Source organism: Kitasatospora sp. NPDC004289 (assembly GCF_053602875.1).
Window position 1 is genome coordinate 79,414 of the sequence record NZ_JBSGEL010000017.1, and the last position, 22,715, is coordinate 102,128.

At 74.6% G+C, this 22,715-nt stretch carries 20 protein-coding genes and 2 pseudogenes; 12 read left to right on the top strand and 10 right to left on the bottom strand.

Annotation, left to right across the window (positions count from 1 at the left end; all coding sequences use genetic code 11):
• The first annotated feature begins 213 nt into the window (after positions 1–213).
• Complete coding sequence (locus ACWEPF_RS14065) at positions 214–2,835, top strand: DUF6493 family protein (RefSeq protein ID WP_452172720.1); 2,622 nt, start codon at positions 214–216, stop codon at positions 2,833–2,835.
• 19 nt (positions 2,836–2,854) lie between these two features.
• Here ACWEPF_RS14065 and ACWEPF_RS14070 read toward each other — a convergent pair whose 3' ends face one another.
• The 3 genes from ACWEPF_RS14070 to ACWEPF_RS14080 all read right to left on the bottom strand — a co-directional run bounded on the left by ACWEPF_RS14070 (position 2,855) and on the right by ACWEPF_RS14080 (position 4,869).
• Positions 2,855–3,520, bottom strand: a complete 666-nt coding sequence (locus tag ACWEPF_RS14070) for an alpha-ketoglutarate-dependent dioxygenase AlkB family protein (protein ID WP_452172721.1) — start codon at positions 3,518–3,520, stop codon at positions 2,855–2,857.
• A 72-nt stretch (positions 3,521–3,592) separates the two neighbouring features.
• Positions 3,593–3,928, bottom strand: coding sequence for a transglycosylase family protein (locus ACWEPF_RS14075; protein WP_345283025.1), 336 nt, complete (start codon positions 3,926–3,928; stop codon positions 3,593–3,595).
• Positions 3,929–4,119: 191 nt separating this feature from the next.
• Positions 4,120–4,869, bottom strand: a complete 750-nt coding sequence (locus tag ACWEPF_RS14080) for a transglycosylase family protein (RefSeq protein WP_345283027.1) — start codon at positions 4,867–4,869, stop codon at positions 4,120–4,122.
• 589 nt (positions 4,870–5,458) lie between these two features.
• Between ACWEPF_RS14080 and ACWEPF_RS14085 the strand changes: the two genes are divergently transcribed.
• Together ACWEPF_RS14085 and ACWEPF_RS14090 are read left to right on the top strand one after the other, a co-directional pair.
• Entirely contained in the window at positions 5,459–6,307 is an 849-nt protein-coding gene (locus ACWEPF_RS14085; RefSeq protein WP_345283029.1) for a hypothetical protein, read from the top strand.
• A 215-nt stretch (positions 6,308–6,522) separates the two neighbouring features.
• On the top strand, positions 6,523–6,951 hold the full coding sequence (locus tag ACWEPF_RS14090; protein ID WP_380149713.1) for a hypothetical protein: 429 nt from the start codon (positions 6,523–6,525) through the stop codon (positions 6,949–6,951).
• A 43-nt stretch (positions 6,952–6,994) separates the two neighbouring features.
• On the opposite strand, the gene der is transcribed toward ACWEPF_RS14090, so the two are convergent.
• Both der and cmk read right to left on the bottom strand, forming a co-directional pair.
• Positions 6,995–8,434, bottom strand: coding sequence for a ribosome biogenesis GTPase Der (gene der, locus ACWEPF_RS14095; protein WP_452172722.1), 1,440 nt, complete (start codon positions 8,432–8,434; stop codon positions 6,995–6,997).
• Positions 8,435–8,556: 122 nt separating this feature from the next.
• A complete protein-coding gene (cmk, locus tag ACWEPF_RS14100; RefSeq protein ID WP_380149712.1) occupies positions 8,557–9,267 on the bottom strand; it encodes a (d)CMP kinase in 711 nt (236 codons plus the stop codon).
• Between the two features lie 169 nt (positions 9,268–9,436).
• Here cmk and ACWEPF_RS14105 point away from each other — a divergent pair, with 169 nt between their 5' ends.
• The gene (locus tag ACWEPF_RS14105; RefSeq protein ID WP_452172723.1) at positions 9,437–10,234 is read left to right on the top strand and encodes an alpha/beta fold hydrolase; all 798 of its coding nucleotides are present in this window, start codon (positions 9,437–9,439) and stop codon (positions 10,232–10,234) included.
• A 7-nt stretch (positions 10,235–10,241) separates the two neighbouring features.
• On the opposite strand, the gene ACWEPF_RS14110 is transcribed toward ACWEPF_RS14105, so the two are convergent.
• Positions 10,242–10,682, bottom strand: a complete 441-nt coding sequence (locus ACWEPF_RS14110; protein ID WP_452172724.1) for a DUF3995 domain-containing protein — start codon at positions 10,680–10,682, stop codon at positions 10,242–10,244.
• Positions 10,683–10,748: 66 nt separating this feature from the next.
• Between ACWEPF_RS14110 and ACWEPF_RS14115 the strand changes: the two genes are divergently transcribed.
• Complete coding sequence (locus ACWEPF_RS14115) at positions 10,749–11,333, top strand: TetR/AcrR family transcriptional regulator (RefSeq protein WP_452172725.1); 585 nt, start codon at positions 10,749–10,751, stop codon at positions 11,331–11,333.
• A gap of 42 nt (positions 11,334–11,375) precedes the next feature.
• On the top strand, positions 11,376–11,969 hold the full coding sequence (gene purN, locus ACWEPF_RS14120; RefSeq protein ID WP_452172726.1) for a phosphoribosylglycinamide formyltransferase: 594 nt from the start codon (positions 11,376–11,378) through the stop codon (positions 11,967–11,969).
• A gap of 134 nt (positions 11,970–12,103) precedes the next feature.
• Here the strand turns inward: purN and ACWEPF_RS14125 are convergent, their stop codons facing one another.
• The gene (locus ACWEPF_RS14125) at positions 12,104–12,607 is read right to left on the bottom strand and encodes an HPP family protein (protein ID WP_345285193.1); all 504 of its coding nucleotides are present in this window, start codon (positions 12,605–12,607) and stop codon (positions 12,104–12,106) included.
• Between the two features lie 116 nt (positions 12,608–12,723).
• Positions 12,724–13,593, bottom strand: coding sequence for an alpha/beta fold hydrolase (locus ACWEPF_RS14130; RefSeq protein ID WP_345285191.1), 870 nt, complete (start codon positions 13,591–13,593; stop codon positions 12,724–12,726).
• Positions 13,594–13,725: 132 nt separating this feature from the next.
• On the opposite strand from ACWEPF_RS14130, the gene ACWEPF_RS14135 reads away from it, so the two are divergent.
• A complete protein-coding gene (locus tag ACWEPF_RS14135) occupies positions 13,726–14,289 on the top strand; it encodes a TetR/AcrR family transcriptional regulator (RefSeq protein ID WP_452172727.1) in 564 nt (187 codons plus the stop codon).
• A 94-nt stretch (positions 14,290–14,383) separates the two neighbouring features.
• Here the strand turns inward: ACWEPF_RS14135 and ACWEPF_RS14140 are convergent, their stop codons facing one another.
• Positions 14,384–15,136 carry a histidine kinase dimerization/phosphoacceptor domain-containing protein gene (locus ACWEPF_RS14140; RefSeq protein ID WP_452172728.1) on the bottom strand — a complete coding sequence of 251 codons (753 nt, stop codon included), beginning with the start codon at positions 15,134–15,136 and terminating at the stop codon, positions 14,384–14,386.
• A gap of 365 nt (positions 15,137–15,501) precedes the next feature.
• On the opposite strand from ACWEPF_RS14140, the pseudogene ACWEPF_RS14145 reads away from it, so the two are divergent.
• From ACWEPF_RS14145 to ACWEPF_RS14155, 3 genes and pseudogenes are all read left to right on the top strand, one after another.
• A pseudogene (locus tag ACWEPF_RS14145) lies at positions 15,502–15,741 on the top strand (peptidoglycan-binding protein); the annotation flags it as partial.
• A gap of 111 nt (positions 15,742–15,852) precedes the next feature.
• A pseudogene (locus ACWEPF_RS14150) lies at positions 15,853–16,143 on the top strand (M23 family metallopeptidase); the annotation flags it as partial.
• Between the two features lie 9 nt (positions 16,144–16,152).
• Complete coding sequence (locus ACWEPF_RS14155; protein ID WP_452172729.1) at positions 16,153–17,418, top strand: hypothetical protein; 1,266 nt, start codon at positions 16,153–16,155, stop codon at positions 17,416–17,418.
• A gap of 198 nt (positions 17,419–17,616) precedes the next feature.
• On the opposite strand, the gene ACWEPF_RS14160 is transcribed toward ACWEPF_RS14155, so the two are convergent.
• Complete coding sequence (locus ACWEPF_RS14160) at positions 17,617–18,702, bottom strand: prephenate dehydrogenase (protein WP_345285183.1); 1,086 nt, start codon at positions 18,700–18,702, stop codon at positions 17,617–17,619.
• 401 nt (positions 18,703–19,103) lie between these two features.
• Here ACWEPF_RS14160 and ACWEPF_RS14165 point away from each other — a divergent pair, with 401 nt between their 5' ends.
• Both ACWEPF_RS14165 and ACWEPF_RS14170 read left to right on the top strand, forming a co-directional pair.
• The gene (locus ACWEPF_RS14165; RefSeq protein WP_452172730.1) at positions 19,104–21,128 is read left to right on the top strand and encodes a DUF4139 domain-containing protein; all 2,025 of its coding nucleotides are present in this window, start codon (positions 19,104–19,106) and stop codon (positions 21,126–21,128) included.
• Between the two features lie 4 nt (positions 21,129–21,132).
• The gene (locus ACWEPF_RS14170; RefSeq protein WP_452172731.1) at positions 21,133–22,677 is read left to right on the top strand and encodes a DUF4139 domain-containing protein; all 1,545 of its coding nucleotides are present in this window, start codon (positions 21,133–21,135) and stop codon (positions 22,675–22,677) included.
• Positions 22,678–22,715: the final 38 nt, after the last annotated feature.

Here is a 22,715-nt window from a genome sequence, read left to right on the forward strand (position 1 = left end):
CGCGAGGAACTGCGCGAATCGGAAGACACAGACCCGCCTGCCGGGTACGGACAGCCACCTGCAAGTGAGTCTCCGCCCCCGGCACACGGCAAGCCTCCTTCCGCAGCGCGCAGTTCCCCGCGCCCCCGGTGTGACCACCACCCCGCCGCCTCTCCGTCCCTCGCCTCCCCGAAGCCCCGCAGCCTCGATCCCGCCCCGAGAAGGACCACCCCGATGAGCCTCGCCGACGACCTCCGGGCCGGCCGCACCCCCGCCGTCAGCGCCGCCGTGCTCCCCCTCACCACATCTCAACGCCGCGCTCTGCTCCCCGAGTTGAAGGCCCTACGCCAGGAGCTCCGGGACGACTGGCGGCTGCGCTCGACGGCCGCCCCGGCCCTGATGGTCGCGGGCGCGGTCTGCCACTCGGCCCCCTCCCAGGCCGCCGCCTGGCTCCGCGCCGCCGAGTTCGAGGGCGCCACCGACTGGCACCGCCCGGCGCTGCGCCGCCTGATCGACGCCCAGCCCGACACCTGGCGGGCCGAGGTGGCAGCCCGGCTGGCCGAGCACCGCCGCCGCAGCGTCGGCTGGGGCTTCTCCGTCACGTTCCAGGTCACCGAGTACCTGGTGCGCACCACCGGCTGCCCGCTACCGCTCACCGATGCCCTGGTCCTCAACTGGGCCGAGGACCGCTCCCTCCCCCTGCCCCGCCCGGACCTGCCCGGCCGCCTCCCGGTCGGCACCGGCCTTCACGCCCGGCTGCGGGCCGACTCCTTCACCCCGCTGCTCGCCCCGCTGATGTTCGAAGTCGCAGGCACCGCAAGGGTCCTGGAGAACAGCTGGAGCGGCCAGCCCGAGTCCGACCGCTGGCCCGCCGCCCTGGCCCGGCTCGCCTCCGAGGGCGTCCTGGACCGCGCCGCCCTGGTCTCCCGGGTGCTGGCCCGCCTGCTGCGCGGCGGCCGCACCATCGAACTCCGGCCCGTCCTGGCCACCTTGACCGCCCTCGCCCCGACTCCGGCCGAGCTGGCCGCCGAGGCCCGCACCCTGCTGGGCCTGCTGGACGGCCCCTCCACGGTGGCCGGCTGGGCCCAGCAGGCCCTGATCGAGCTGGACGCCACCGGCGCCCTCGACCCGGAGGCGGCCACCGAGGCCTCCCGCACCGTGCTGTTCCGCGCCGAGAAGAAGCTGGTCAAGGCCCAACTCTCCTGGCTGGACCGGACGGCGAAGCAGGATCCGGCCCGAGCCGGTGCCGTCCTGCTCGCCGCCTCGGACGCCTACGGGCACCCCGACCGCACCCTCCAGGAGCAGGCCCTCAAGCTGACCGCCCGCCACCTCAAGGCCGCCGACGACCGGACCATCACCGAACTCCGCTCCACCGCCGCCCAGTTGGACCAGGCCCACCACGCGGCCGCCGCCGACCTGCTCGGCCTGGCCACCCCTCCCCCCAACAGCACCGACTACCGTGAGCAGCTTCCGCCCGCCCCGACACCCCGTGCGCTCCCCGCTCCGGTCGGCGGCCCCGCCGAGGCCGCCGAGGAGCTCTCGGCGGCCCTGTCCGGGCAGCCCGGCGTCGCCGCGTTCGAACGCGCCCTGGACGGCCTGGTCCGCTGGGCCTGGCTGGACGCCCCCGGGCTCGCCGAGGCCCTCGCCCCGGTCCTGGCCGCCGCCCCCTACCGTGACCTGCGCTTCGTCGCCGAAGCCGCCGCCGGGCAGCGCACCGCCGCCGAGGTCGAGTCCTGGCGGCAGGCCGAGCACTCCCCGCTCCGGCACGAGCGCACCCACCCCTTCCCGGCTCAGCGGGCCCTGCGGCTGGAGGAGGCGGCCCGCCAACTCCTCGGCGAGCGCGTCCCGTTCCTGCTCGCCACCCCGACCCTGGAGACCGGAGCGCTCGACCCGGCCGTCCTGGCCGAGCGCCTCGCCCGCTACGAGGAGCTGGGGCTCACCCCCGGCCCCGCCGACTACGGCCAGGCCCTGCTCCGGGCGGCACCCGCCACCGCGCAGGCGCTCGCCGCCGCCGGGAAGCTCCGCTCCCCGCACGGGCTGCGGTACGCCGGCTGGCTGCGCGGCGGCGGCCTGCCGCACCAGCCGGTCACCGTGCGGCCGAGCAGCACCGGCAGCGCCTCCTGGCGCCACGCCACCTACCGCCTCGCCGTCCAGCCTGGGATCGACCCGGACGCGCTGCTCCCCGACATCGCCCCGGGCACACCGACCCTGCCCTCCCACATCGTCCGACTGCTGGGCCCGTCCGAGGAGTTGGAGCGCTACGGCTGGGCCCCCGCGCCGAGCGCGCACACGATCGCCGTGCTGCCCGGCCACCGCGAGGAGTTGGCCTCCCGCCTGCTGCGCCACTTCACCGACCTCGACGGCCACCACGTCACCGGCGACGGGGTCCGGGTGCTGCCCTACCTGGCCGAGGCCGACGGCCCGGCGGGCCCGGCCGTCCACCTGGCCCTGGCCCACGGCCTCGGCACCCCGCGCCCCGAGGACCGCACCGCCGCCGTCGACGCCCTGCTGGTGCTGGCCGCCCGGGGGGACCTCGCCCCGGACCTGCTCGGCCGGGAGTCCGCCGAGCTGATCCGCGAGGGCTCGGTCAAGCCCACGCGCCTGGCCCGGGCCCTGAGCGCCGCCGCCGAGACCGGCGCGTACCGCACCGTCTGGACGGTCCTGGCCGCCGCCCTCCCCGCCCTGCTCGAAGCCGAACCCCCGCGCGGCACGGCCGACTTGATCGCCCTGGCCGCCGACTGCGTCCGCCGCTGCGGCTCCTCCGGCCTCGACCTGCCCGACCTGGCCGGCCTCGCCGCCCGCCCCGGCACCACCAAGCTGCTCCAGGAGGCCCGCGCCCTGCACGCCCTCCTCTGAACGGAGAACCGCCGCTCCGTCAGTCCTCCAGCCCTGACTGACGGAGCGTCACGTTCAGCCGTCCGGTCAGCCCGAGTGCCGGATCCGCCGTCCCCGGAAGGGTGCGCGGCACCCCGTGGTAGGCGAACCGCATCGGCCCGCCGAAGACCAGCAGGTCACCGCTGCGCAGCTCGACGTCGGTCCAAGGCCTGGTCCTGGTCTCGGTGTTGCCCATCCGGAAGACGCAGCTGTCACCGAGCGAGAGCGAGACCACGGGCGCGTCCGCCCGTTCCTCCTTGTCCTGGTGCAGGCCCATGTGGCTGCCGTGCGCGTAGTGGTTGACCACCGCGATGTCCGGCCGGTACCCGACCGCCCCGGCGATCTCCGCCACCCCGCCCCCGTACGCGTCGGCCACCGCCCGCAGCCCCAACTCCCCCAGCAGCGGCGGGAACGGCTTCACCGGCGCCCCGTCCCCGTCCACGACCGTGCGGACGTAGCGGTACGGGTACCAGTGCCAGCCCATCGAGAACGAACGCACCGACATCTCGCCGCCGCCCGGCATCCGCACCGTACGCATCCCGGCCGGCGGGCGGGCCCACTCCCGGCAGGCCTCGACCAGCGCACGCTGCTCCTCGGGGCCGAGCCAGTCCGGCAGGTGCACCACACCGGGGGCGACGACGGACCGCTCGCGCGGGAAGAGCTCCATGCCCCCATCCTCGCAGCCCGCGCCGCGCCACGGCACGCCGCACCGCACCGCGCCCTCCGGCCACCCGGCGGTTCAGCGGATCAGCCCCAACTCCCGTGCGCACTGCGGCCAGGCGCTCCACCCCTGCCGCCGCTGGATCTCCTGGGCCACGGCTATCTGGTGGCGGCGCGGTGCGAGGTCGGGCCGCTCGGCGTAGCGCAGGCCGCCCGTCTCCTGCCAGGTGGGCTGCCAGATCTGGAGGCCGCCGTAGAAGCCGTTGCCGGTGTTGGCGTGCCAGTCGCCGTCGCTCTCGCAGTCGGCCAGCCGCTGCCAGGTGGCGTCCGGGACGGCGGCGGCCCCGGCCGGGGTGGCGGTGGCCAGCGGGAGCAGCGCGGTGCTCAGGGCGAGCAGGACCATCGGTCGCATCATGGGCCCATGAAGGCACGGCCCGCGCCGCCCGGCACCACAACCGGTCCGTCCAGGCGACGGGCCCCGGCGTGTCGTGCCCGGACGTGCCCAGACGTACATGCCCAGACGTGCGGGAACGCCGACGGCCGCCCCTCCGTCAGGAAGGGGCGGCCGTTCTGGCACTTCGTCAGCTCACCGGAGCGTCAGAGGTCTCAGAGGTTGATGACCTGGCCCGGGAAGATCAGGTCGGGGTTGGAGCCCAGGACACCGGCGTTGTTGTTGTAGACAACCTTCCAGTCCAGGCCCTTCTCGGCGGCGATCTTGCTCAGCGTGTCGCCGGCCTTGATGGTGTAGTTGCCACCGTTGGACTTGGCCGGGGCCTGGGTCTTCGGAGCGCTCTTCGGGGCCTCGGCGGCCTTCGGGGTGCTCTTCGGCGCGGCAGCGGCCTTGGGGGCGGCGGCGGCCTTCTGCTCGGTCTTCGGAGCGGCCTGCTGCTTCGGGGCGGCAGTGCGGGTCTCGGAGCGCGAGGCCTTGCTCTCGGAGGTGGTGGAGGTGTCGACCTTGGCGGCCGCGCCGCCCTTGGTCAGGCCCGCCTTGACGGAGCACACCGGCCAGGCGCCGGGGCCCTGGCCCGCGAGCACCTTCTCGGCGACGGCGATCTGCTGCGCCTTGGTGGCCTGGTTGGCCGACGGGGCGTAGGCGGTGCCGCCGTAGGCGGCCCAGGTGCTGGAGGTGAACTGGAGGCCACCGTAGAAGCCGTTGCCGTTGGCGATGCTCCAGTTACCGGTCGACTCGCACTGCGCGACCTTGTCCCAGGTGGAGACGTCGGCGGCGGAGGCGGAGGTCGCCGTGACGAGGCCGGCCACGGGCAGGACGGCGACGGCGCCGCCCATGACAGCCAGACGAACGCGGTTGCGCTTGACGGCGGTGGTGGCAGCGGCGGTCTCGTTACGGAAGGTCATGAGTATCCTCTCGACAATCCCGGGCGGGCAGCCGGAACCAAGCCCCGTGGAGCCTGGTTTCGTCCGCCGCGTCCGCAAGACGGCCGTGCCCGTCGCTGTTCCGACGTGCCGCGCCGTCCCGGCAACCTTCCCCGCACACCTGCGCCGCTCTCAGGAGCGTTCACGCTGGTGGGCACCTGCCGCGCCGGAGTGAACCGGTGGGCCGTGCGCCGGGGGGTGAACCCGGGTCGTGCTCGTTGCACTGGTTACGAAGCTACGAGCCGGATAAGCAGATCCCAAACGTTTTCGGGTTTTCCCAGCTCAGCCAGGTGTTACCCGCAGTAAAGATCAAGTAAATGTGGACCCTATGTCCGATTTGACCCCTATTTCCATGATCAAACATCTGCTCGACGTGACCTGGGCCACTTTCGGACCCCTGTGAGCTCGCGCACAGGATCGACAGATTGCGACCGCCCGCCCACACGGCGCAGTCGAAATCGCGGCAAATCCCGTCGCGGCGGCGTTCACCCGTGACCCCAGCCACAACGGCCCGTTGGTAATGGCGGTCGGGGCTGCCCGCACCACCCCCAGACGAACCGAGGAGTCCCCCGTGCCGCGCTTGCTCGAAGTCAGCGACGAGGTCCGAGCCGAGATCGGTGACGACGAGGCAGACAACCTGCTCGCCGGAGCCCACGCCCCCGACAGCTACGACTGCGCCTCCTGCCGGACCCCGGGCAACTCCGCCCGGGAGGCCACCAGCACGGTGCTCTTCGTCGCCGACGAGACCGCCGTGCTCGCCTTCGCCCACGCCCGCTGCATCCCCTCCCAGGTGGTCCCGGTCTCCGAGGACCAACTGCTCGGCGCCGTCCGCAGCATCAACGAGTCCCAGTCCGCCCCGACCCCGGCCGCCGTCCCCGCCCCGGCGCCCGCCCCCGTCCCGGCCGCCCCCGCACCGGTGGCCGGCCAGCCCTCGGTCTCCAGCACCGGCCAGCCCGCCGTCCTCGGCATCACCTGCGGCCTCGTCCTGTGCGAGAACACCGGCCACGCCGCCCTGGTGATCGAGCCGACCGGCCCGGTCGGCCGCCCCGGCAACACCTCGGGCCAGGACGAGTTCCTCGACCTGCTCCTGGAGCAGGGCTTCCACCAGGTCGCCGACGTCGACAAGGCCCCGGGCCAGCTCCCCGGCTGGTCGGTCCTGATGGCGATGGGCCAGCTGCACGCGATCCTCCACCCCACCCCGGCGGGCAGCAACGCCGCCTGGTGGCAGGCCCACCAGCCGCTCCAGGTCACCGAGTCCTGGCGCTCGGCCGCCCGCCAGCTCTCCTCGGTCACCATGTACGCCGCCCCGGCCGGCACCATCGGCCGCCAGCCCCGCGAGGACCTGCTCCGCGCCGCCCTCGACCGGGCCGCCACCCGCGGCCTGCTGGTCGCCGCCGCCCTCCCGCTGGCCGGCACCTGAGCCGTCCGACGCACCGTCAGGGGCCCGGACGCCACCCCGCGTCCGGGCCCCGGCCCGTCCCCACCACCCGGACACCCCGCATCCCGCCCGTCCCCCCTCGTGCGCGCCCGCACGAGCACCCCGCGCACCCCCGTCCGCCGGCATCCCCGCAGGTCGGCACATGCCAGCACCCGCGCAGCCCGCATCCCCCGCCGGACTGGCTCGTTGGTTCCTGCGTGTACAGCTACGAGGTCGCCGCCGCCCACCGTCAGCCCACGACCCGTCCCATCCCGGGCATGCGCCCGTCGTACGACGCCGAGCACCCGAGCTCCCCGACGCCGATCTACGACGCGCTGTACTCCGAGTACCGTCGCCTCTTCCGCGCCCTGCCCGGTGACCGCTCCGGCGAGGAGTCCATGCGCTTCGAGGGCTTCGCGACCCGCTCCCCGTACGAGGGCCCGCAGCGCCCCGAGGCGTACCCGCCGCAGCAGCAGACCTTCCACACCTACCCGGGCCACGCCCAGGGCACCCCGCAGTTCATGCCCGCCCAGCAGAGCCACCCGAGCACCGGCCAGGGCTGGGTCGCCACCGGCTACCTCTCCCCCGCCGTCGGCGGCCGCCACCGCAGCAGCCCGATGCTCTCGCTCCCCCCGGGCCAGTACTGACCCATGCGAAAGGGCCCCCCGGAGGGGGCCCTTTCCGTACCGCTTACTTGCGCTTGCGCTTCTCGCGCACCCGCACCGAGATCGAGATCGGCGTCCCGACGAAGCCGAACTCCTCGCGCAGCCGGCGCTCGACGAAGCGGCGGTAGCCCGCCTCCAGGAAGCCGGAGGCGAAGAGCACGAACCGCGGCGGCCGGATGCCGGCCTGGGTGCCGAACAGGATGCGCGGCTGCTTGCCGCCCCGGATCGGGTGCGGGTGGGCGGCCACCAGCTCGCCGAGGAAGGCGTTCAGCCGGGCGGTCGGGACGCGGGTCTCCCAGCCCTCCAGCGCGGTCTCGATCGCCGGGACGAGCTTCTCCATGTGACGGCCCGTCTTGGCCGACACGTTCACCCGGGGCGCCCACTGGACCTGCACCAGGTCCCGCTCGATCTCGCGCTCCAGGTAGTAGCGGCGCTCCTCGTCGAGCTGGTCCCACTTGTTGTAGGCGACGACCACGGCGCGCCCGGCCTCGACGGCCATCGAGATGATCCGGGTGTCCTGCTCGGCCAGGGTCTCGCTGGCGTCGATCAGGACCACCGCGACCTCGGCCTTCTCCAGCGCGGAGGAGGTGCGCAGCGAGGCGTAGTAGTCGGCGCCGGCGGTCAGGTGCACCCGGCGGCGGATGCCGGCCGTGTCGACGAACTTCCAGGTCTTGCCGCCGAGTTCGATCATCTCGTCGACCGGGTCACGGGTGGTGCCGGCCAGCTCGTTGACGACCACGCGGTCCTCGCCGGCCACCTTGTTGAGCAGGCTGGACTTGCCGACGTTCGGACGGCCGATCAGCGCGACCCGGCGCGGGCCGCCCAGCGGGGTGCCGTCGAAGGTCTGCGGCGGGGCCTCGGGCAGGGCGGCCAGCACCGCGTCCAGCAGGTCGCCGGAGCCGCGGCCGTGCAGGGCCGAGACGGGGTACGGCTCGCCCAGGCCCAGCGACCACAGGTACGCGGCCTCGGCCTCGGTGGCCGGGCCGTCCACCTTGTTGGCGCAGAGCACGGTCGGCTTGCCGGCCCGGCGGATCAGCTTGATCAGCGCCTCGTCGGTGTCGGTGGCGCCGACGGTGGCGTCCACCACGAAGAGCACCGCGTCGGCCTGCTCGATGCCGAGCTCGGCCTGCGCGGCGACCATCGCGTCGATGCCCAGGACGTCGATCTCCCAGCCACCGGTGTCGACGAGCTTGAAGCGGCGGCCGTTCCAGGTCGCCTCGTAGGTGACCCGGTCACGGGTGACGCCCGGCTTGTCCTCGACGACCGCCTCGCGGCGGCCGATGATGCGGTTGACCAGGGTCGACTTGCCGACGTTCGGGCGGCCGACCACGGCCAGCACCGGGAGCGGGCCCTCGATCTCGCCGTCGCCGAACTCGCCGTCGAAGCCCTCCTCGGCGGCCATCGCCATGAACTCGGCGTAGTCGGCGGCGTCGAGCTCGCCGTAGGAGTCGTTGTCGTTGCTCATGTTCCGTACTTCCGTTTCCCGGCCCGTCCCTTCCCAGGGATGCGCCGTGCGTACCTGCCCCACGGGGGCAGCGCGGTGCGTCCGGCCGGAAGCTCCGGCAGACGCGAGGGGGTGAGCGGTCGTCAGACCGCGAGACCGGCCCGCTGTTCGACCAGGGTGGCGATGGTGTCGATCACCTGGTCCAGCGTCAGGTCACTGGTGTCCACCAGGACGGCGTCGGCCGCCTGGGTGAGGGGAGCGGTCTCCCGGGAGGAGTCCGCCCTGTCCCGGCGGGCCAGGTCGGCGGCCATCGCGGTGATGGTCGCCTCGTCCAGGCCCTTGGCCCGCAGCTCGGCCGCCCGGCGCTCGGCGCGGGCGGCCTCGGAGGCGGTGAGGAAGACCTTGACGGTGGCGCCCGGGAACACCACCGAGCCCATGTCCCGGCCCTCGGCGACGATGCCGCGCTCGGCCACCCGGGCGCAGCCGCGCTGCAGCTCGACCAGCCGGGCCCGCACCTGCGGGACGGCGGCCACGGCGCTGACCTGGGAGGTGACCTCCTGGCCGCGGATCGGGCCGGAGACGTCCTGGCCGTCCACCGTGATGGTGGGGCCGGCCGCGTCGGTGCCGGAGACGATCACCGGCTTGGAGCAGGCGATGGCCACGGCCTCGGGGTCGTTGACGTCCACCTCGTTGGCAAGCATCCACCAGGTCATCGCGCGGTACATCGCGCCGGTGTCCAGGAAGCTCAGCCCGAGCCGGGCGGCGACCGCGCGGGAGACGGTCGACTTGCCGGAGCCGGAGGGTCCGTCGATGGCGACGACGACCGGGGCGTTCGCTCGGTCGGCAGTGTCCACGGCGTGAACCTCTCTTCGTACTGCAGGCAGGGGACCACCTCTAGGTTAGTCGACCCGCCGGGCTTCCCCGGCCAGGGCCGCCGCCCAGGTAAGACAAACGTCTTGCACGCTTGTACAAATCCTCGCTAGAGTTCAGGCCATCAGCCCGGACCGACCCGAGGAGCCCGCCGTGACCGCCACCACCGCCACCCCCGTCCGCTCGACCCTGGTCCTCGCCGACGGCCGCCGCCTGTCCTGGCTGGACTTCGGCGGCCCCGGCCGGCCACTGCTGGCCCTGCACGGCCACCTCGCCGAGGGCGCCGACTTCACCGGCACCGCCGCCCTGCTGGCCCCCGAGTGGCGGGTGATCGCCCCCGACCAGCGGGGCCACGGCGACTCCGACCGGGCCGCCGACTACTCCCGCGAGGGCTACCTCGACGACGCGGTCGCCCTGCTGCACCACCTCGACCTCGGCCCGCTCCCCGTGCTCGGCCACTCCGGCGGCGCGGTCACCGCCTACCAACTGGCGGCCCGTCACCCTGAGCTGGTCTCCGCGCTGATCGACGAGGAGGGGGCGGCCGAACTGCCGGAGGGCCCCAGCCCCCTCTCCTTCGTCCTCTCCTTCCCCTACATCGCCCCCACCCGCGAGGAGCTGCTCGCCGCCCTCGGCCCGGTCGCCCCGATGGTCGGCGACCGCCTGCGCCCGCTCCCGGACGGCTCCTGGCGGCTGCCCTTCCACCCCGAGGACACCGTCCGCTCCGAGGGCCTGGTGCACGGCGACCACTGGGACGACTGGCTGGGCAGCAGCTGCCCGGCCCTCCTGGTCAGCGGCAACCGGATGCCCTGCCTCCCCACCGCCCTCGCCACCGCGATGACCGAGCGCCGCCCGCTCACCGAGCTGGTCACCCTGGACGCCGACCACTTCGTCCACGCCGCCGCCCCGGCCGCCTTCGCCGACGCGGTCCGGGCCTTCCTGGCCCGGATCTGACGCCCGGTCAGTCCCTCCCCCGGGCGCGCAGCGCGACGTAGCCGGCCAGCCCGCCGAGGGCCGCGCAGAGTGGCGAGTACAGCGCCAGGTCCCAGCGCCGGAACGCCTCCGGCGCCTCGCCGAGGCCGGCCCCGGAGACCACGAACCCGCCGAGCCCGCGCGCCAGCAGCACGCCGGAGACGGTCCACGTCCCGGCCCGCACCACCAGAGCACCGCTCCTCGGCCGGGCCAGCACCAAACCGCCCGCCGCGCCGAGCAGCCCGGCCACCCCGAGGGTCAGCCCCGTCGAGGGCAGCCGGTCCTCCGGCACCCCGACCACCACCTCGGCGAACTCCGCCGCCGAGCCCAGCGGCCACGGCGAGGCCGCCCACACCACGTGCAGCGCCCCGGCCGCGAACAGACCCGTCGCCGCCGCCGCGGCAGCGGCCCTCGTCCCGTAGGTCCCCATGGCACACCCCTCTCCCCGGTTCCGTACAGTCCTGTATGGAACTGTTCCGTACAGTACTGTACGGACATGGCGAAGGGGAGAGTCACCCGGGACGACTGGACGATGGCCGCGCTCCGCGCACTGGCCCGGGGCGGCGTCCCGGCCGTCGCGGTGGACGTGCTCGCCAAGGAGCTCGAAGTCAGCCGGGGCAGCTTCTACTGGCACTTCAAGAACCGCGACGCCCTCCTGGTCGCAGCCCTGGAGGCCTGGGAGCGGCACGCCACCACCGACGTGGTGGCCGCGATCCGCGCGCTCGACGCCACCCCGCCGGAACGCGCCCGGGCCCTGCTCACCACCGCGCTCGGCACCGAGGAGATCTCCGGCCTCGAACCGGCCCTGGCCACCCAGGCCGCCCACCCGGCCGTCGCCGAGGTGATCGACCGCGTCACCCGGGCCCGGCTCGCCTACCTCACCGAACTGGCCGAAGGGATCGGCCTCCCCCCGCAGGCCGCCCGCCACCGGGCCCTCGCCTGCTACGCCGCCTACCTCGGCTGGCTGGAGCTGCGCCGCACCTCACCCGCCCCGGCCCCCGAGCTCGCCCCCGGCCACCCGGAGGCCGAGGCGGCCCTGGACCACCTGGTCACCCTGCTCCTCACCCCCGCCGACCGGTAACCGGCCCGCACCGGCCGCCGGCCGGCTGCCATGATCGCCCCCATGACGTTCAAGGTCGCCGTCCTCGCCTCCCACGCCGGCTCCAACCTCCGGGCCCTCACCGCCGACGCCCCGCTCCCGGGCTCCGGGTACGCCGTCGCCCTGGTGATCAGCAACAACAGCAGCTCTGGCGCCCTCGCCCACGCCCGCGAACTCGGCATCCCGGCCCTCCACCTCTCCGGCCGCACCCACCCGGACCCCGAGCAGCTCGACCGGACCCTGCTGGACGCCCTCCGCCTCCACGGCGCCGACCTGGTCGTGACGGCCGGCTACCTCCGCAAGATCGGCCCGGCGGTGCTCACCGCGTACGAGGGCCGGATCGTCAACGTCCACCCCTCCCTGCTCCCCCGCCACGGCGGCCCCGGCATGCACGGCGCCCACGTCCACACGGCCGTCCTCGCCGCGGGGGACACCGTCTCCGGCGCCTCGGTCCACCACGTGACGGCCGAGTACGACGAGGGCCCGGTGATCGCCCGTCAGGAAGTCCCGGTCCTCCCCGACGACACCCCGGACACCCTGGCCGCCCGCGTCCTGACCGCCGAACACACCCTCCTCCCGGCCACCGTCCGCCACCTGGCCGCCGCCACCACGGCCTGACCCCCCGTCAGCCCCTCACTGCCGCACCCTCCCCCGCCGCTTCCCTTCTCCACGCTCCCCTCCCCCTCTCATCGGAGATGCCAGAAGGCCCCGCCGGGGAACCGGCGGGGCCTTCCTCCACGTCACGCCCGCGCTCAGCCGGCCGGGTACTTGTAGCCGATCTTCAGCAGGCTCACCAGCAGCGGCACCGCCAGCACCAGCAGCACACCCGGCACCATCGGGTCGATCAGGTACCAGGCACCCGGCGACTGCAGCCCGACGAACGCCGCCGCCGCCACCGCCGGCACGTGCGGAGCCTTGAGCAGCGCCAGCGCCAGGACGGTGAGCGCCACCGCCACTCCGGTCGAGTAGTGCGAGTGCCCGAACAGCTCGGTCACGGCCAGCGCGACCAGCACCGACACCGGGTACGAGATCAGCACCGCCCGCGGCGTCGCCAGCGGAGCACCGGGCGCCAGCGCCAGGACGGCGGCGGTTGCGATGTAGGGGATGGCGAACACGTGCAGGTCGGTCAGCTGCTGGAAGACCGCCAGCAGGAGCACGGAGCCGAGCGCCACGCCTCCGGCGGTGAACGCGGCCCGCCGGCCGGCGAGGACGCGGAGCAGGGACACGGGTGGCCTGGTGGCCGTGGACTCGGACATCGGAACTCCTCCTCGGGAGCGGCAAGGCATACGGGACGGACGGTACGCCGGTCGGTGGCCCGCCTGCTGGCGGTACGTCAGGTCGGGCGCCGCCTCAGGTCGGACAGGGCGTCGGGTCAGGCGGTGCGGCCGAGGAAGTCCCGGATCAGTGCGGCGATCTCGGGCCCGTGGCTCTCCAAGGCGAAGTGCCCCGCGTCGAGCAGGTGGAGTTCGGCGTCCGGCAGGTCGTCGGTGTAGGCGACGGCACCGGCCTCGCCGAAGATCTCGTCGTTCTTGCCCCAGGTGATCAGCATCGGGGGCCGGTGCGTGCGGAAGTACTCCTGGAACGCGGGGTACTCGCCGACGTTGAACTGGTAGTCCCAGAACAGCTGGAGCTGCACCTCCTTGTTGCCCGGCCGGTCCATCCCCGCCTGGTCGAGCAGCCACGCCTCGGGGGCGATCCGCTCCAGGCGGTCGGCCGGCACGCCGTGGGTGTACTGCCACTCGGTGGACTCGAGGGTGAGCAGCTTGCGCACCTCGGGCTCGTAGGTCGGCCGGTCGGCCGCGTGGTCGAAGAGCACCTTCCAGAAGGGGGTGAAGCCGGCCATGTAGGCGTTGCCGCTCTGCACGATCAGGCCGGCCACCCGCTCGGGGTTGCGGCTGGCGATCCGCAGGCCGATCGGGGCGCCGTAGTCGTGGATGTAGAGGAAGAACTTCTCCAGGCCGAGCTGGTCGAGCAGCCCCAGGGTCAGCTGGGCGAGCCGCTCGAAGCTGTACTCGAAGTCCTCGACGGCGGGGGTGGCCGAACGGCCGAACCCGACATGGTCGGGGGCGATCAGGTGGTACTCGTCGGCAAGGTCTGCGATCAAGTTGCGGAACATGTGCGAACTGGACGGGAAGCCGTGCAGCAGAACCAGGGTGGGCTTGGTCGGGTCACCGGCCTCTCGGTAAGCGATCTCCAGCCCCTCGACCGAGGCGGTTCGGTACCGGGTGGCGAAGACGGTCATGACGGGCTCCTTGATAAAAAGTGAACAAGAGTTGAGAACCAACGTTCTCCCGCTGGTGCAGGAGAACCAACGTTCTCCCTTCCGAGGTATACAGTAGAGAACCTTCGTTCTCGATGCAAGGGGAGATCACTCATGGACGCCGAGACAGCCGAACTCCGAGTGCTCGACAGCGCCGAGGCACTGTTCAACGAACGAGGTGTGCAGTCCGTCGGGATGGACGCCATCCGGACCGCCTCCGGCGTGTCGCTGAAGCGCCTCTACCAGCTCTTCCCGTCCAAGGACGAGCTGGTCGGAGCCGTGCTGCGCCGCCGGAGCGCGGCCTCCGACGAGGCGATCCTGACCCACGCGAGGCCCGGCGCCGGCCCCCGCGAGCGGATCCTCGACGTCTTCGACCACCTCGCCGAGTGGTTCGCCCAGCCCACCTTCCGCGGCTGCAACTTCATCAACTCGTTCGGGGAGCTCGGCGGGGTCTCCAGCGAGGTCACCGAGCTCGCCCGGGCCCACAAGCAGAGCCTCAACAACCACTTCCGGGTCCTGGTCTCGGCCGCCGGCGGCCCGCCGCTCCTCGCCGACCAGCTGGCCATCCTGGCCAACGGCGCCATGGCCACCGCCGGCATCATGGGCACCCCCGAGACCGCCGGCCAGGCCCGCGCCGCCGCCGAGACCCTCCTGGACGCCGCACTGCCCCGACCCTGACGGACCGTCACCCCCGGAGCGCCCGAACCCTCACACCCTCACGCCCTCACACCCTCGCAAGCCCTCGAAGGACCTTCGCAGGCCCCTCGAACCCTCAGGCCCGCAGCACCCGCTCCAGGCGGTCCAGTTCCGCGAGCACCCTGCGCCCCAGCTCCCCCACGCCCCGGGCCGCCTCACCGGCGAGCCCCGGGTGCGCGGGCAGGACGTGGCCCGCCGCCCCGGCCTGCACGGTCATCGCCGTCAGGTCGTGCGCGATCACGTCGTGCAGCTCCGCCGCCATCCGGGCCCGCGCCGCCGTCCTGGCCAGGTCCTCCCGGGCCCGCCGCGCCCGGTCGGTCAGCTCCACCGCCACCGCCCGTCGCGCCCGTGCCCACACCCCCGCACCCCAGGCCAGCACGAACGGCAGCGAGCAGATCCCCGCCACCACCGACAGCTCCCCGAAGGTGACGTACACCGGCCCGTCCACGGCCACCGCCCGCAGCACCAGCGCCGGCCCCGCCAGCACGGCCGCCACCAGGGCGATCCGCGCCGCCCGCACCGACCCCCGGAACGCCGCCCACCGGAGCAGCACCAGGAAGCCCAGGTCCGGCCACCGCAGCGGCGCCCCGGCCGCCACCGTGCCGGCCCCGAGGAGCACCACCGCCGAGGTCACCGCGTCCGGGTACCGGCGGCGCAGCAGCACCAGCCCGGCGAACACCGTCCCCAGCGCCAGGCCGCCGCACTGCGGCAGGCCGTCCGGCCCCGGCGCGGCGACGGTCTCCCGCAGGCCCAGCAGCAGCAGGACCAGCGCCCAGAGCGCGTCACCGACCACGGGGCGCCGGAGGAACCACAGGTGGAGTCGGTACACGCCCCCACGCTACGCAGCCGCCCCCTGACCCCGCGTCAGCCGCCGGACCGAGCCCCCCTCCTCCTCCGGAGGTACCCGGCCCCCCGTCACGCTCCGCCACCACTGAACTGCCGTCAGATCACCATCGGGCCCCCAATTCCTGTCACCTGTACGCCATTTCGCCGAACGGGTCGTGCAGGTCTTCCTTCCCTGGTGCCCCGGTGGTTGACTGATCGTGTGCGGCCCAGCCCGTAGCAGCGGCGCGGGACTGGCTCTGCCGCGCAGGACGGGCCTGACCGCTTCGCGTCGGGTGCCCAGGGAGAGGGCTGCGTCCTGCGGAGCGCGCGCCCGTTCGAGACCTTTTCCGAGGAGGCGCCATGCCTACTCAGCCATTCCCCGGTGCGGGGTTCTTCCACGACGGACAGCACAGCCCGGTCATCACCGCGATGGGCCACCGGCTGGTGGCGGAGGGATGCGGGCGGTACCAGGTGGGGCCGGGGCCCGAGTGGACCGACGTCGACCGCCGGTCCTACGCCGCCTGGCAGCAGAAGCTCGGCTTCGCGGGCCCCGACGCGGACGGCATCCCCGGCCGGCGGTCCTGGGACGACCTCCAGGTCCCGGCGGTCGACGGCGTGCCCGACGGCGGCACCGGGGTCGGCTCCCCGGTGCCCGGCCACGGCGTGACCACCGCCTACAACAAGACCGGGCCGATGTGGAGCCTCGGCCGGCACACCGGAGCGGACTACGCCGCCGCCGAGGGCACCACCTGCGTCGCGGTGCGCGGCGGTTCGATCGACCGGGTCGGCGACGACGACAGCTTCGGGCACTTCCTGGTGCTGCGGACCGGCGGCTCCGACTACTGGTACTGCCACCTCTCCTCCCGGGAGGTCGGCGGCGGGGAGGACGTGGGCGCCGGACAGGCGGTCGGCCGGGTCGGATCCACCGGCAACGCCACCGGGCCCCACCTCCACTTCGAGAAGCGCCCCGCCGGGGGCGGCTTCGGCTCCGACGTATCCCCCACGTGGTGAAAGGGCACGGTGAGTACGGTGCTGACCTTCTCCCAACTCTGTGAACTGGCCCGGGGAGCGGGCTTCGGCGGCGAGGACGTCGAGATCGCGGCGGCCGTCGCGCTGGCCGAGTCCAGCGGCAATCCGGACGCCGTGGGCGACGTCGACCTGCAGGACGCCAAGTGGGGGCCGAGCATCGGCCTCTTCCAGATCAGATCGCTCCGCAGGCCCCAGGACTTCGGCTTCCCGGACAACCTCCGGGTGGAGTCCGCGCTCAGCTCCCCCACCTACAACGCCAAGACCGCCAAGGCGATCCACGCAGAGGCCGGCGGCTTCGGCCCCTGGTCGACGTTCACCGGCGGGGCCTACAAGGCGCACCTGCCCGACCACCACGACCCGGACCCCGTGACGGGCTCCGCCGTGCGGCGCTGCCTGGACCTGCTGATGGCCGAGGAGGGCTACCGCGAGGGCTCCGACAACCACACCAAGTACGCCCAGGAGATGATCGACGCCGGCAAGGCACCGGCCTGGTGGCAGAACAGCGAGTGGTGCTACATCTTCCAGTCCTGGGGCACCTGGAAGGCCGGACTGGAGAGCTACTGCCTGCTCTCCGCCTTCTGCCCGGACGGGGTGAACTACTACAAGCACCCGGACCGGAAGTGGTGGTCCGAGTACCCGATGGTCGGCGCCGAGGTCTTCTACGGCACGGCGGGCGAACGCTGGGGAGCCGGCGGCTCGCACATCGAGCGGGTGTACAAGTTCAACTCCGACAACATCTGGACGGTCGGCGGCAACACCAACACCACCGGCTCCAGCCAGGGCAACGGCGTCTACCTGCGGGGCCCGATCCCGCGCCGGGACGTCCGGGTGTACGGCTACGGCTGCCCGCCCTTCCCCGAGGGCCGGATCTCCGCCGACCCCCGGTGGGGCGGCCGCGCCACCGGGACGTACCTCGACCTGCCCGCCCCCACCGGCGGCACCACCCCCGGCACCCCGGACCCCCGCCCCTGGGTGTACGCCGGCCAGCTGGAGCACGCCATCGCCGCCGACGTACCGGCCCCGACCGGCCACCGCTCGTACAGCTGGCCGCAGGTCCTGCTGGTCGAGCAGGCCCTGGTAGGCGAGGGCCTGCTGACCCCCGCCTTCGCGGACGGCTCCTGGGGCACCCTGACCCTAGAGGCCTACGCGAAGTGGCAGCAGCGCTGCGGCGTCACCGGCCCCGGCGCCACCGGCCACCCCGACCTGACCACCCTCGGCAAACTCGCCGACCTGCACGGCTTCCGAGCCGGCGCCTGACCCGGAGACCCCCGCCCCCGGCCCGGCGGCCCGCGCCGGACCGGGGCCCAGGGGCTGTCTCCTTGGTGGGGTCGGCTGTGACACCGTGCGGCTCCGCCGCGTGGGGCCGCGTCGTCGGAGGGCCCCTCCTGCCCCTCGGCGGGCAAGGAGGGCGCGTGCCCCGGCGGCGCGGACCCGGCCCCACCAAGGAGACAGCCCCTAGTCCCGTACGCTCCAGCCCTGCTGACGGAGCGCCACGGTGAGGCGCTTGGCCTCCGCCGGGGCGACCGAGAGCTGGACGAAGCCGACCTGCTGACCGGAGGAGTGCTCGATCGCCACGTCCTCGATGTTCACCCCGAGCGCGCCGACCTCGCCGAACAGCCGGCCGAGCTCGCCCGGCTGGTCGCCGAGGACCACCGCGACGGTCTCGTAGCGGGTGGGCGGCGCACCGTGCTTGCCGGGGATGCGGGCCTGGCCGGAGTTGCCGCGCCGCATCACGGCCTCGATCCCGGCCGCCCCGGCCTGCCGCTCGCCCTCGTCCGCGGCCTGCATGGCCCGCAGCGCGGTCACCGTGTCGCCGAGGTCCACCGCCAGCTCCTCCAGGATGTCGGCGACCACCCCCGCGTTGGCCGACAGGATGTCCACCCACATCGCCGGGTTGGAGGCGGCGATCCGGGTGACGTCCCGGACGCCCTGCCCGGAGAGCCTTATGGCCGTCTCGTCCGCGTGCTCCAGCCGGGCGGCGACCAGCGAGGAGAACAGCTGCGGCGCGTGCGAGACCAGCGCCACCGCCCGGTCGTGCGCGGCGGCGTCCATCACGATCGGCATCGCCCCGCAGAGCGCGACCAGCTCCAACGCGGCGTTCAACGTCTCGGTGTCGGTGTCGGCGGTGGGCGTCAGCACCCACGGCCGCCCCTCGAACAGGTCCGCCCGCGCCGCCAGCGGCCCCGACCGCTCCCGCCCGGCCATCGGGTGACCACCGATGTAGTGCTTGGTGTCACAACCGAGCGCGGTCACCTCCGCCCGCGGCCCGCTCTTCACGCTCGCCACGTCCGTGTACCACCGCGCCAGCCCGCGCTGCTGACACTCCGCCAGCGCCTTCCCCACCAACGCGGGCGGCACCGCGATCACCGCCAGGTCCACCGGCCCGTCCGGCACCTCGGTGGTGCCCGCGCCCAGCGAGGCGGCCGTCCGCGCCGCATCCGGGTCGGCGTCCTCCAGATAGACGTGCAGCCCACGGCCGGTGAGGGCCAGGGCGGCGGAGGTGCCGATCAGTCCGGTGCCGACAACGGCGACAGTGCGCATGGCTCGTACGTCTCCCAACAGCGCGTTCCAGTTCCGCCCATCCTCTCGCACTCCCCGCCCCCACCGCCGCACCGGGGCCGAACGCCCCAGGGGCGCGGAGCACTGCGCCGGGGCCAAAGGCCCCAGGGGCGCGAGGAACTGCGCGAGTACGGAAGGCGGACCAGCGTGAGATCGGGGCAGGCGAGCCAGTTGCACGTACTGCCGTTCCCCCGCGCGCCCCGCGGCGGAGCCGCCGATCAGCAGGGCCCCGCGCCCCCGGGATCACCATCTGCGGTGCCCGCGCCCCCAGAACCGTCCGCCCCTCCCTCCACGTCCCACGACACGGCCGTAAACCCGCTGACACCCCGTCAAGGGCGCGGCAGACTGGGCCAGCCCATGGCCACAGGACGAGAGGGGCAGGCGTGGAGTCGGTACTGGACGAGGTGGTGGTGTACGCCGCCGGGGCGCTCTGCCGCCGCCGGGCGAGCGGCGAGGTTCCGCCGGACGGGACGGTGCGGCTGACCGGCCTGCCGGTGGGGCTGGACGCCTCCTCCCTCCGGGCCCGGGTGACCGCCGGAGGCTGGCGCGTCACGGAGGCCCGGGTGGAGTACGCCGCCGAACTGCGCGCCCCCGAGCAGACCTCCGAGCTGCTCCGCGCCCTCCTCCGGGCCCGCGAGGAGTCCGACGCCGTGCGCTCCCGGATCGACCACCACGAGGCCCGGATCGCCGAGCTGACCGCCCTGCGCCCCGTCGCCCCGCCCCGCCGCCGCGACGAGCCGCACCGCCGCACCCCCGCCGAATCCTGGCTGGCCCTGGCCGACTTCACCGAGGAGCGCCTCGCCGCGCTGCACGAGGCCGTCGCCCGCCTGCGCGAGGAGCACGCCCTCGCCGAACACGCCGTCACCGCGGCCGACCAGCGCCTGCGCCGGGCCGACAGCGCCGCCTCCGCCGGCCCGGTCACCCCCACCGCGACCGCCCTCCTCACCCTCGCCCACACCCACCCCGACGCCCCCCGCACCGTCGACCTCACCCTCGAGTACGGCATCCCGGGCGCCCGCTGGGTGCCCTCCTACCGGCTGAGCCACCGTCAGGGCGACTCCGCCGGACGCCTGGTGCTGCGGGCCTCGGTGGCACAGCGCACCGGCGAGGACTGGACCGGCGTCCGCCTCGGCCTCTCCACCGCCGACCTGCAGCGCCGCACCGACCTGCCCCGGCTTCGCTCCCTGCGGATCGGCCGCCGCCAGAGCGCCCCGCCGCCGTCCGGCTGGCGCGACGTGCCGCCCGGCCTGTCCGACCTCTTCACGGCGTACGAGAGCGCGGGCCCGCGCCCGGCCGCTCCCCGCACCGGCACCGAACCGGTGGCCGTCGCGGCGAGCGCCCGGCGCAGGCCCCGCGTCGGTGGCAGTGCCCAGGCCTCCGCCCCGCGCAGCGAGAGCACCGACTTCCTGACCGTCGGCGGCGCCGCCCCACCGGCGCCCCTGCCCTCCGCTCCCGCCGCCCCGTCCGGCCCGGTCCGGCCCGTCACCCGCTCCGCCTACGGCGGCTCACCACCGCCCGCCCCCGCCGCCCCTGCCGCCTTCGCGGCCCCGCCGCCCCCCGGCGCCCCGGCCCCGCAGGCCGCGCCCCCGCCGGAGCCGGAGGGCGCGCCGCACCCGGACGCCCGCTGGCTCGACTACCGCGCCCTCACCCTCCAGGGCCCCTCCGGACACCGCCGCGGCCAACTGGTCCCCGCCGCCTCCACCGCGCCCACGCCCGCCCCGGCCGCCTCCCTCGCGCTGCCCCGCTACGGCGTGCCGCCCCGGATCTCGGCCGGCTCCTTCGACCAGCGGTACGACTGCGCCGCGCCCGTCGACGTCCCCTCGGACGGCACCTGGCACACCGTCACCGTCGGCGAGGCCGCGGTCGGCCTGACCACCGAGTACGTCTGCGTGCCCTCGGTGGAGCAGACCGTCTACGCGACCCTGCTGCTGGCCAACGCCACCGACCACGCCCTGCTGGCCGGCCCGGTGGAGGTCAGCGTGGACGGCGACTTCCTGCTCACCGCCGCCCTGCCCACCCTCGCCCCGGGCGCCACCCGGCGCCTGGGCCTCGGCGTGGCCGAGGGCGTCCGGGTGGCCCGCCGCACCGAGCTGCGGGAGTCCACCACCGGCGCCCTGTCCAAGACCACGGTGCTGGACCACCGGGTCCACGTCGAGCTGGTCAACCGGCTGGCCCACCCGGTCACCGTCGAGGTCCGCGAGCGGGTCCCGGTCCCCGGCGAGCCCGACGTCAAGGTGCAGGAGCGGCCCGGCTGGACGGCCCCTGACGGACCGTCGGAGGAGTACCCGCCGAGCACCCGGCTGCGCCGGGTCGACCTGCCCGCGCACGGCCGCGCGGAGCTGGACGGCGGCTACGAGATCCGCATCCCGGCCGGAAAGACCCTGCTCGGCGGAGACCGGAGGAACTGACCCGATGACGACCACCACCATCCCCCTGCCCGTCACCGCCGTCACCTGCCTGGAGGACCGCGCCCAGGTCGAGCGCACCACCGCCCTCGACCTGCCGCCGGGCGTGCAGCGCCTGCGCCTCGGACCGGTCAGCGCCCTCGCGGTCGACCGCACCCTGAACGCCGCCCTCAGCTCCGGCACCGTGCTCGACGCCCGGATCACCCGGGCCTGGACCAAGCCCGCCCCGCTCCCGCCCGGCGAGCGGGACTCCGCGCTCCGCCACCGCGAGGACGAGCTCCAGCGCCGGGAGAGCACCCTGGAGGCCGAACTCGCACGCCTCGCCACCCGCACCGCCCTGCTCGACTCGCTCGCCGCCGACCTGCTCCGGGAGATCGCCGAGGGCGCCGGCCAGGGCGAGAGCGAGCCGGTCCGCTGGGCCCGCGAGCTGGACCGGGTGGACGCCGAACGGGACCGCTGCGCCGAGCGCACGGTGAACGCCCGGATCCGCCTGGACGCCACCCGTCTGGAGCTGAGCGAGGCCCAGCAGGCCCTGGACCTCACCGAGCAGCCCGAACCCGAGCTGCTCGCCCACCTCGAACTGACCGTGGAGACCCCGGGCGGCCCGACCGAACTGACGGTCGGCCACCTGACGCCCTGTGCGCTCTGGCGCCCCGCCTACCGGGCCGCGCTCGGCGAGGACGGCGGCCTCACCCTGGAGACCGAGGCGGTGGTCTGGCAGCGGACCGGCGAGGACTGGCCCGAGGTCCGGCTCACCCTCTCCACCGCCCGCTCCGCCCTCGCGGGCGACCCGCCGTGGCTCACCGAGGACCACCTGACCCTGCGGGACCGCACCACCGAGGAGCGCCGCACCGTCGAGGTGGAGCTGCGCGAGGAGGAGATCGGCTCCACCGGCCCGGCCGCCGACGGCCTGCCCGGCGTGGACGACGGCGGCGAGGTCCGGGTGCTCCGCGCCCCGGCCCCGGCCCGGATCCCCTCCGACGGCCGCCCCCACCGGGTGCCGCTCACCACCTTCACCGCCCCCGCCCGCACCGAGTACGCCTGCGCCCCCGAACTCTCCCCGCTGGTCACCCGGGTGGCCCGGTTCACCAACTCCGCCGGCCACGCCCTGCTGGCCGGCCCGGTCGACCTGGTGGTCGGCGGCGGCTTCACCGGACGGGGCGAGCTGGAGTTCACCGCCCCCGGCGCCCCCGCCGAGCTCTCCTTCGGCAGCTCCGACGACTACCGCGTCCTGCGCGAGACCGAGGAGCACCGCGCCACCACCGGCCTGACCGGCCGCACGGTCCTCACCCGCACCGTCCGGCTCCACCTCACCCGCTTCTCCGCCCCCGGCGACCACGGCACCCGCACCGTCACCCTCCGCGAACGCATCCCGGTCGCCGAGGTCTCCGCCGTCGAGGTCAGGCTCCGCAAGGAGCGCTGCGTCCCCGACCCCGACGAGGTCGACGCCGACGGCATCGTCCGCTGGGACCTCCCGCTGGAGCCCGGCGCCCGACGCACCGTCACCCTGGTCTACGAGCTCACCGCCTCCGCCAAGGTCGCCGGCCTCTGACCCCGGCTGTGCCCCGCCCGCTCCGGCGGGGCACAGCC